Annotated in this window: 9 protein-coding genes and 2 tRNA genes; 1 reads left to right on the forward strand and 10 read right to left on the reverse strand. The window is 71.3% G+C overall.

All coding sequences use genetic code 11. The annotated features are described in order from the left end of the window. Positions 1-119: 119 nt before the first annotated feature. The 7 genes from ETD96_RS35675 to ETD96_RS35705 all read right to left on the reverse strand — a co-directional run bounded on the left by ETD96_RS35675 (position 120) and on the right by ETD96_RS35705 (position 4,374). Positions 120-1,187: a UDP-N-acetylmuramate dehydrogenase gene (locus ETD96_RS35675; protein ID WP_138640884.1), complete on the reverse strand. Its 1,068-nt coding sequence runs from the start codon at positions 1,185-1,187 to the stop codon at positions 120-122. Positions 1,188-1,268: 81 nt separating this feature from the next. Continuing rightward, positions 1,269-1,694 (reverse strand): MaoC family dehydratase, encoded by a 426-nt coding sequence (locus ETD96_RS35680; protein ID WP_089324513.1) that lies wholly within the window; start codon positions 1,692-1,694, stop codon positions 1,269-1,271. Beyond that, entirely contained in the window at positions 1,694-2,131 is a 438-nt protein-coding gene (locus tag ETD96_RS35685; protein WP_138640885.1) for a MaoC family dehydratase N-terminal domain-containing protein, read from the reverse strand. Before ETD96_RS35685 ends, ETD96_RS35680 begins: the two co-directional genes overlap by 1 nt. A gap of 188 nt (positions 2,132-2,319) precedes the next feature. Beyond that, entirely contained in the window at positions 2,320-2,484 is a 165-nt protein-coding gene (rpmG, locus tag ETD96_RS35690; RefSeq protein ID WP_089324515.1) for a 50S ribosomal protein L33, read from the reverse strand. A 117-nt stretch (positions 2,485-2,601) separates the two neighbouring features. After that, positions 2,602-2,675, reverse strand: a tRNA-Met gene (locus ETD96_RS35695). A 330-nt stretch (positions 2,676-3,005) separates the two neighbouring features. Beyond that, positions 3,006-3,078, reverse strand: a tRNA-Thr gene (locus ETD96_RS35700). A 165-nt stretch (positions 3,079-3,243) separates the two neighbouring features. Further along, positions 3,244-4,374: an acyl-CoA dehydrogenase family protein gene (locus ETD96_RS35705; RefSeq protein WP_138640886.1), complete on the reverse strand. Its 1,131-nt coding sequence runs from the start codon at positions 4,372-4,374 to the stop codon at positions 3,244-3,246. An 86-nt stretch (positions 4,375-4,460) separates the two neighbouring features. On the opposite strand from ETD96_RS35705, the gene ETD96_RS35710 reads away from it, so the two are divergent. Continuing rightward, positions 4,461-5,492, forward strand: coding sequence for a hypothetical protein (locus ETD96_RS35710; RefSeq protein ID WP_138640887.1), 1,032 nt, complete (start codon positions 4,461-4,463; stop codon positions 5,490-5,492). A gap of 3 nt (positions 5,493-5,495) precedes the next feature. Here ETD96_RS35710 and ETD96_RS35715 read toward each other — a convergent pair whose 3' ends face one another. The 3 genes from ETD96_RS35715 to ETD96_RS35725 form a co-directional block, all read right to left on the reverse strand. Next, positions 5,496-6,179 carry a protein phosphatase 2C domain-containing protein gene (locus tag ETD96_RS35715; RefSeq protein ID WP_240808470.1) on the reverse strand — a complete coding sequence of 228 codons (684 nt, stop codon included), beginning with the start codon at positions 6,177-6,179 and terminating at the stop codon, positions 5,496-5,498. Positions 6,180-6,734: 555 nt separating this feature from the next. Continuing rightward, positions 6,735-7,667: an iron-containing redox enzyme family protein gene (locus ETD96_RS35720; protein WP_138640889.1), complete on the reverse strand. Its 933-nt coding sequence runs from the start codon at positions 7,665-7,667 to the stop codon at positions 6,735-6,737. 421 nt (positions 7,668-8,088) lie between these two features. Then, positions 8,089-8,605, reverse strand: a 517-nt coding sequence (locus ETD96_RS35725) for a hypothetical protein (RefSeq protein ID WP_138640890.1), incomplete at its 5' end; no start/stop codon positions are given.

The raw sequence follows: 8,605 nt of genomic DNA on the forward strand, positions 1-8,605 counted from the left end.
GGGCGGGTAGGGCCACGGCGGTACTCCCGTCCGGGCCCTTCCGCGGCCGAGCCCCGCGGTGGTCGAGGGCCCTGCCCTCATGGTTCCCGCTCCCGGCCCGTTTCAGCCGGGCCGGCGGGTCAGAGGGCGACGCCGACGAGGACGGGCTCGTTGACGAGTTCGACGCCGAACGCGTCGCGGACGCCGTCGCGGACCTCGCGGGCCAGCGCGAGCAGGTCGGCGGTGCGGGCGTCGCCCGGGTTGGTGAGCGCGAGGGTGTGCTTGGTGGAGATCCGGGCCGAGCCGCGGGCGTGGCCCTTGCCGAAACCGGCGCGGTCGATGAGCCAGGCGGCGGACGTCTTGACCCGGTCGCCGGCCTCCGGGAAGCGGGGGAACACCGCGTCCGGGCCGAGCCGCTCGGCGACGCGGCGCTCCAGCTCGGCGAGCTGGCCGGGGTCGAGGATCGGGTTGGTGAAGAACGATCCGGCGCTGCGGGTGTCGGGGTCCGCCGGGTCCAGGACCATGCCCTTGCCCTGCCGCAGTTCGAGGACGGCGTGCCGGGCCTCCTTGAGGGTGACCCTGTCCCCCGGCTGGACGCCCAGCTTGCGCGCCAGTTCGGCGTAGGCGACCGGCTGGGACTCCTCGGCCTCGTGCAGCGCGTACGTCACGTCCAGCACGACGTACCGGTCGTTGCCTTTGAAGACGCTGTGCCGGTAGGTGAAGCGGCAGGCGTCGCGGTCGAGGGTGACGACGGCGCGGGCCTCCCGGTCGTAGGCGCGCACCGCGACGATGGTCTCGCTGACGTCCTGCCCGTAGGCGCCGACGTTCTGGATGGGGGTGGCGCCGACGCGCCCGGGGATGCCGGACAGGCATTCGACCCCGGCGAGGCCGTCGGAGACGCAGCGGGCGACGAACGGGTCCCAGTCCTCGCCGGCCTGGACGCGGACGAGGACGGTGTCGCCCTCGGCGGACGCGCGCTCGGTGCCGCGGGTGCCGACGTGCACGACGGTGCCGGCGAAGCCGTCGTCGGACACGACCAGGTTGCTGCCGCCGCCGAGCACGAGGAGCGGTTCGCCCTCGTCGTCGGCCTTGCGGACCGCGGCGACCAGCTCGTCCTCGGTCGTCGCCTCGACGAAGCGCCGGGCGGGGCCGCCCAGCCGCAGCGTGGTGTATCCCGCCAGGTTCACGTCTTCGGCGAACACCGCCACGTCGTCCTCCCCCTAGCCGTGCGTGCCGCGGCCCCCGCGACGGCATCGGCCGGGACGCCCCGGCCGATGCGTCACCGTCCGTCAGGCGAGCTTGACGACCGCCCGCGCGCGCGTGAGGACCTTCTGGTCGTTCGACCTGGCGGTGAGCGCCACGACGACCTTGTTGTCGTCGAGCTTCTCCTCCACCTTGCCGCTGATCTCCAGGGTCGCGCCGCCCTCGTCGGGGACGACCACCGGAGAGGAGAACCGTACCCCGTAGTCGACGACCGCACCCGGATCGCCGGCCCAGTCGGTGACGAACCGGCCGCCCTGCGCCATCGTGTACATGCCGTGCGCGATCACGTCCGGGAGGCCGACGGCCTTCGCGACGGACTCGCGCCAGTGGATCGGGTTGAAGTCCCCGGACGCGCCCGCGTACATGACGAGGTTGGCGCGGTCGACCGCGTAGCTCTGCGCGGGGATCTCGGTGCCGACCTCGACGTCGGCGTAGTTCACCTTGGCGGTCATCAGGCCCCCCGCTCCACGATCGTGTTGTAGGTCTTGCAGATCAGCTCGCCCTCGGTCGTCTTGACGTCGGTTTCGACGACCATCTTCTCGTTGTTCCCGATCGACTTGATCTCGGTGATCGTGGACGTGCAGGTCACGACGTCGCCGGCGTGCAGCGGGCGGGTGTACTCGAAGCGCTGCTCGCCGTGCACGACCATCGCGTAGTTGAGCCCGAGGTCGGGGTCGGCGAGGCCGGGGTTGCCGAGGGAGACCACGATCGGGAACGTGGGCGGCGCGATGACGTCGGGGTACCCGGCCGCCTTGGCCGCCTCCTGGTCGCGGTAGACCGGGTTACGGTCGCCGATCGCGTCCGCGAACTCGCGGATCTTCACCCGGCTGACCTCGTACGGCTCGCTGGGCGGGAAGCTCCGCCCGATGAAATCGCGGTTGAGTGCCATGCAATCCGTCCCTCCAGGTCGAACGGGCCGCGCTGCCCGGGCGCCCGCCTGTTCCGTCTTCGCGTCGGACGGTAACAGAATGACGTTCAGCCCGCCCCCGCCGGGTCTCACTGGCGGGGACGGGCTGATCGATGTCAGGGCAAGCGCGCGAAGAAGGCGCCGTTTTCAGCCGGCCGTGCGGCGCTCGGCTACCGGGTCTCCCGGTGCGGGCGGTGGCAGCGGCAGTTGGGGCAGTACTTCTTCAGCTCAAGGCGGTCCGGGTCGTTGCGCCGGTTCTTCCGCGTGATGTAGTTGCGGTGCTTGCACTCCTGGCAGGCCAGCGTGATCTTCGGCCGGACGTCGGTGGCAGCCACGATGGAGTGCCTTTCTGGGTAAGGGACATGGATCTACGGACCTCGGCCGCCCGGGCGGGCGGCCGGCGATTCGACCCAGCCTGCTCACCTCCCGGAGGAGGTGAGAGACATGGGTAGTAGCGAGGGCCGGACTTGAACCGGCGACACAGCGATTATGAGCCGCTTGCTCTGCCTGACTGAGCTACCCCGCCGTGATGGTCGGTGTGGACCGGATTGCAAGGATACCGGATGCTCACCGAACCCTGGAAACGCGAAAACCCGGACCGAGATCGGGGCTTCGGTTTCGCGAGTTCCGCTGGACCGCCTCCCAGAATACCGGGTGCTCCGGTGGGCTGCGAAACGTCCTGCTGGAACCGGTGGGACGGTACCACAGCGCCTGGTAAGGAGCGAATCAGCGCGTTCCGCCTCCGGGGCGGCGGCCTGCTGCTTCGCGGCGCTGCTTCGCGGCGGAACCCCGCCTCGCCGGTGGAGACGACGAAGGCCGCCGTCCGATGAGATCGGATGGCGGCCGGGATGCCGTGAGCCCCTTTACGGAATCGAACCGTAGACCTTCTCCTTACCATGGAGACGCTCTGCCGACTGAGCTAAAGGGGCTTGCGTCGTTCGCGCAGTGAAACCATACACGGCCTGAGCGCGTGGTGCGAACCGGATTGCCCGGCCGGCGTCCGCGCTGGTCAGCGGGGCGGGCGTCGTCAGCGCGTCATGCCGGGTCCGCCCGGCGGGTCCGCAGGGCGGGCGCCGTCGGCGCGGCGGGCCGCGTCAGCGCAGCAGGCCGCGGGCGATGACGAGCTGCTGGATCTGGCTCGTCCCCTCGTAGATCCGGAACAGCCGGACGTCGCGGTAGAAGCGCTCGACGGCCACGCCGCGCATGTAGCCCATGCCGCCGTAGACCTGCACGGCGCGGTCGGCGACGCGTCCGACCATCTCCGAGCAGAAGTACTTGGCGCAGGACGGCCCGAGCTTGGTGTCCTCACCGGCGTCGTAGGCGCGGGCGGCCTCCAGCACCATGGAGCGTCCGGCGTACAGCTCGGTCTGGGAATCGGCGATGAGCCCTTGGACGAGCTGGTATTCGCCGATCGTCTTACCGCCCTGGCTGCGTTCCTTTGCGTAGGCGACGGTCTCGTCCAGGATTCTCTGGGCGAGTCCGACGCAGACGGCGGCGATGCTGAGCCGCCCATGGGCGAGGGACGCCATCGCGGTGCGGAAGCCCGTTCCCTCCGTCCCGACCATGGCTTCGGCGGCGACGCGCACGTTGTCGAAGAAGACCTCGGCCGTGTGGGCGCCGCGCTGGCCCATCTTCTCGTCGGACGGGCCGACGCTCAGGCCGTCCGCGCCCTTCTCGACGAGGAACGTGGAGATGCCGCGCGAACCGGCGCCGCCCGTCCTGGCGAAGACCATGAAGACGTCGGCCTCGGGGGCGTTGGTGATGAACCGCTTCGCGCCGTTGATGACGTAGCCGCCGTCGCCGTCGGGTGCGGCGGTCGTGGTCAGCGTGCTGGGGTCGGAGCCGGCCTCGGCCTCGGTGAGCGCGAACGCGCCGACGACCTCGCCGGAAGCGAGCTTGGGGAGCCACGCGTCCTTCTGCGCCTCGGTCCCGGAGTTGACCAGGACCTGCCCGGCGATGCCGTTGCTGGTGCCGAACATGGAGCGGAACGCCGGGCTGGCGTAGCCGATCTCGAAGACGAGCCGGACCTCCTCGCTCAGCGACAGGCCGAGCCCGCCGTACTGCTCGGGCAGCGCGTACCCGAACAGGCCCATGTCCTGCGACGTGCGGCGCAGCGCCGCCGGGATCGCGTCGGTCTCCTCGATCTCGTCCTCGCGCGGGACGACCTGCTCGCGGACGAAGCTGCGGACGGCCTTGAGCACGTCGTCGAAATCCTGTGGCTCCATGGCCTCATTCTAGAATCAGATTCCAAGATGGGGGCGGTTCCGGCCGATTCCCGTGCGCCCCGCCCGCTGTGCGAAGGTGATCAACCATGCCGCTACAGCACGCCGTCGAGGAGGCCGTCCGGGCGGCCATCGCCGAGGACCGCTCCTTCGGCGACCTCCTGCCCTCCCTCATGGACGCGTCCCGGACCGCGTCCCCCGCCGAGATGACCGCCGCGCTGCCCCGCCTCACCGAGGGCATCGCGCAGGCCCCGCCGAACCTCGGCGGCTGGCTCGCCGTGATCTCCGGTGCCTGGATCGAGAACGGCGCCGACCCCGCGCCCGTCGGACCCGCGCTCGTCCAGCGGATCACCGAGGTCACCGCCGCCGCGCTGGCGTTCGGCAACGCCTGGACGGAGGCCACCGGCGGCGAACCGCCGCCCGACATGCAGGAGGAGCAGCCGTCCCAGCGGGCGGTCGACACGGTCGGACCCGTCCTCGGGGACGGCGCGGTCGTCACGATGATGGCGTGGTTCGCGCTGCCGCAGTACGCGATGGCGGGCTGCACCCTCCTGCAGATGGCACCGGGCCTGCGGGCGTCCCTCGGCGACCGCGACCTCCACCTCCGCGCCGCCGGGGAGGCGTCCCGGTACCTCGGGCAGATGGAGCACTACCAGGCGCTGCTGCGCGTCCTGGACGGCGAGCGCCTCCTCGTCCTCGACCGGGCGAGCCGCCAGGGCTGGACGGTCACGATCGGCGGCATCGGCGACAACTTCCAGCTGCACATGCTGCTCGGCGGGGCCCTCATCGGCCGTCCCGGCGGGCTGACCGGCGAGCGGCCCGCGCCGGAGATCCTCGCGTGCTTCCTGAACGCCGACGCCCCGCCCGGACCGCCGATCGTGTCCAGCCCGTGGAACCTCGTCGACGCGCACGGCGAATGGATCTGGAACGAGGGCGTGCCCGCCGACATCCCCGCCGTCAACGGCACCCGCGTCGTCGTGATCGACCCGCCGTCCTACAACCGGACGTTCCCCGCCGGGCGGCGCTTCCCGCTGATGCCGGCCACGCTCCGCGTCGACGGGATGCACCTGCCGGAGGACCTCGGCGCCTGGTGGCCGAACATCAAGCCGGCGACGCGCTGACCGCTAGAAGCGCACCAGGACGGCGGTGGCGTCGTCGTACCGCTTGCCCCTGGGCTTCGTGCCCGCCGCCTCCGCGGCCCTGGTGCGCCGGACGAGCTCCCTCGGGCCCTCCTCGTCCAGCAGCCGGAGCAGCTCGTCCCACCCCATCAGGCCGAACCGCTCGACCAGCCGGGACGCGCCGTCGCTCAGCACCGCCGCCCGCCGGAGGCCGTCCACCGGCAGCTCGCCGGTCAGCCCCTCGTACGCGGCCTCGGGCTTGGTGCTCGCCACCCAGAACCCGCCGGGGCTGTTGCGCGACCTGCGCACGCCTTCGAGGGTGTAGCTCGGCAGATGGTCGACCCGGTCGTCCCGGAAGACCATGATCTCGCCGACGTCCACCACGATCGGGGAGTCGGCGAGGACGAACCACTCCACGGCCGCGCCGCGGCGGCGCAGCAGCGACACCGTCGCCGACGGGCTGTCGGGGTTCTGCAGGTCGCACGTCCCCGTGTGCGCCTCCCCCGTCACCTTGATCGCCTCCGCGACCAGGTCGGGCAGCGGCTTGCCGTCCTCCAGCGCCAGCAGCGCCGCGATCCCGCCGCCCAGCCGGCGCACCAGCCACGCCGGGTCGTGCCGGCACCCGCTGTCCACCCCCTGCGGCGCCGTCGCCCCGTCCAGCAGCACCACCCAGCCGGGCCCGGCTGCCACGAAATCCTCGTTCGGCCGGCCCGGCGTCGCCTCACTCACATAACTCACCTGCACGAATGCAGGTCTACCCGGTGAAGCGGCCGGCCGGGGACCGGTAGACCAAACCCGCAACCCCGGCCCGCCGCCCCGCCGCACTCCGGTATCGGACGGGCGCGCGCCGTCGGCTGGCATGGTCCACCGGACGCCCCACGTTTCGGACACCATTGCGGACCATTCGCGCAGGTCAGCCACCTGGGGGGATCGTTTTTCGGTCGCAAAGAGGGCCACTTCCGGTCACCGATTCGTGTATCCGCGCCGTCCCGCAGCCGCGCCGGAGCCGCCCCGCCAAACAAAGCAGACATCTCAGACATGCTGACGTTTACCCAGCTCACCGTCGTGATCACGACGACCGCGCGGCCCTGATGGTCCACACGCGATGGGCCGGTCACAGCGCTCCAGGAGAACCAGCCGCCTCCACCGTCCCATGCCTCTCATCTGCGGCTTTACCCGTCCAACATCCCAAATGTTCACCGCGAGGCATTACGGTTCCACCCGTCGCCGCCGCGCGCGGTGACGTCATCGGGGTCCAAGGGGCGAGGAGCGGGGTCTGTGGAACGTCATGGTCGGCGCGCGCGTGCGCTGACGGCCCTCGCCATCGGGCTGACGGGCCTGGTCACGGCCACCTTCCTCGCCGTCCAGGCGTTCCAGGGCCCGCGCCATCCGGCGGGCGGACGGCGCCGTGGTGATCTCCGCGGCCGCGAAGTGCCCCACGAGCGCGCCCCGCAGCGATCGGCGGAGGCCGAACAGCGACATCATGGTGACCGTGGCCAGCGTCACCGCCGGGACGGCGTCCACGTAGGCGCCGTAGGACGAGTCCAGGCCCAGGTCGTCGAGGAGGTCGGCGTAGAGGCCCTGGTGGATCATCTCCGGACGTCCGCCGCCGAACTCGTCGTTCTCCACCGCCACCAGCGCGGTCTTGGCGCGGCCGTGCAGCCGCGGGACGACGAACGCGTGCGGGTCGGCCTCCTTCAGGTGGTACACCGAGCGGTGCGCCGCGTGCTCCAGCAGGTGCCACCATTCCCCTTCGTCGCGGAGATGGTGGGTGACGCCGCGGCCGTCGACCGGTTCGGTCAGCAGTTCCTCCAGCGCTCCGTCCACGTCGTCGTCCGGCGTGGTGTCGCGGCGCAGGGCGTCCAGGAAGACCGCTTCCATGGCGCCGCGCAGCCGCAAGAGGTCCGTGTCCCATTCCCAGTCGGGGTCTACTCCGGCGAAACCTCGGTAGTGCAGCTCGTAACAGGTGTGCAGGGCCAGCTGCAGATCCTCCCCGTAAGGGTCGGCGGACGGCATGGCGCGCATCGCGTCGGCGAGCAGCGAGGTCGCCGGGGGCGGGTCCGCGGCCAGCGCCTCCACCACCGCCCGCGACACCGGGCCGCGCGCTGCGGGCAGCGCCGGCGTCATCTCCCGCGTGAACTTCGCGGACCGCTCGGGCAGAGCGTGTCCAACGGTCATGTCTCCTCCGTGACCTAGGGGTGTCCGAAATCGGTACCCGCCCACATGCGTCCCATTCGCCCGATTTCTCCTCTATGGCAGCCCGGGCCCGCCCGGCTCAGCGGGCCCCGATCGCGTTCCCGTCCTGGACCGCGCACCACCTGGGCCACGACGTGGCGTCCGTTGTCCAGGTGCCAGCGCAGCCGCCGGCCGGTCAACGCCGCCGCGCGGCTAATCGAGAGCATTGGGCCCGCCGGTCCACGCCATGGCGGTGCACTTTTCCGGGGCCGGACGGCAAAAACCCGCCAGCGGTGAGAGCTATGCCATGGGCTAGCCGGGTCAGACGGGAGTCGCGACGCCAATACGTCTGCTTTTCTCACATCCGGCAGATACGGGCGAGGTCATCGCCGCGACCGGCGGAATGGCCGCCACCCGCCGAGACCTACGACCCGGCGGCGGATTCCGCGGCTCCCACCTCGCGGAACGCGTCCTTGACGGCCGCCGTGCGGAGTGGTTCCAGGACGGCGAGCTGGGCGTTCGCGCGTGCCTGAAGCGTCCGCAACCGCTCTGTGTCGAGCCTGGGTTCCTGGTCGGCGATGGTGAGCAGCGTCTGCCATCCGGCGCTCTTTCCTTGGACCGCCAGGACAAGGGCTTCCAATTCCACGACGTCGCTCAGTGGTGAGCGGCGGAGAAGGCCGCCGTTGAGTTTGAGGCGTCCTGCCTTTTCTGCCGTCCATACGGCCAGGCTCTTGTACCGGCGAGCCGGCAGCCCGAGCGACTTCAGGATCGCGAGCAGGGCGCCCCGGTCGGCGGCGATGTCGTCGGCGAGCCGCCTGAAGCGCTCCGCGTCCTCCGAGTCGCGATGGCTTTGCGCGAACCTGCGGGCCAGGCCCACGCCACCGGCCGCCGCCGCAAGGTGGTCGTTCAGGTAGATGCCCAGAAACGTCCGGGAACGGGAT

Source organism: Actinomadura geliboluensis (assembly GCF_005889745.1).
Lineage (GTDB): Bacteria > Actinomycetota > Actinomycetes > Streptosporangiales > Streptosporangiaceae > Spirillospora > Spirillospora geliboluensis.

Excerpts from the sequence above, each read along its gene's own strand:
- ETD96_RS35680 (WP_089324513.1), bottom strand. The coding sequence starts at position 1,694 with ATGACCGCCAAGGTGAACTACGCCGACGTCGAGGTCGGCACCGAGATC.
- ETD96_RS35685 (WP_138640885.1), bottom strand. The coding sequence starts at position 2,131 with ATGGCACTCAACCGCGATTTCATCGGGCGGAGCTTCCCGCCCAGCGAG.
- ETD96_RS35705 (WP_138640886.1), bottom strand. The coding sequence starts at position 4,374 with ATGGAGCCACAGGATTTCGACGACGTGCTCAAGGCCGTCCGCAGCTTC.
- ETD96_RS35710 (WP_138640887.1), top strand. The coding sequence starts at position 4,461 with ATGCCGCTACAGCACGCCGTCGAGGAGGCCGTCCGGGCGGCCATCGCC.
- ETD96_RS35720 (WP_138640889.1), bottom strand. The coding sequence starts at position 7,667 with ATGACCGTTGGACACGCTCTGCCCGAGCGGTCCGCGAAGTTCACGCGG.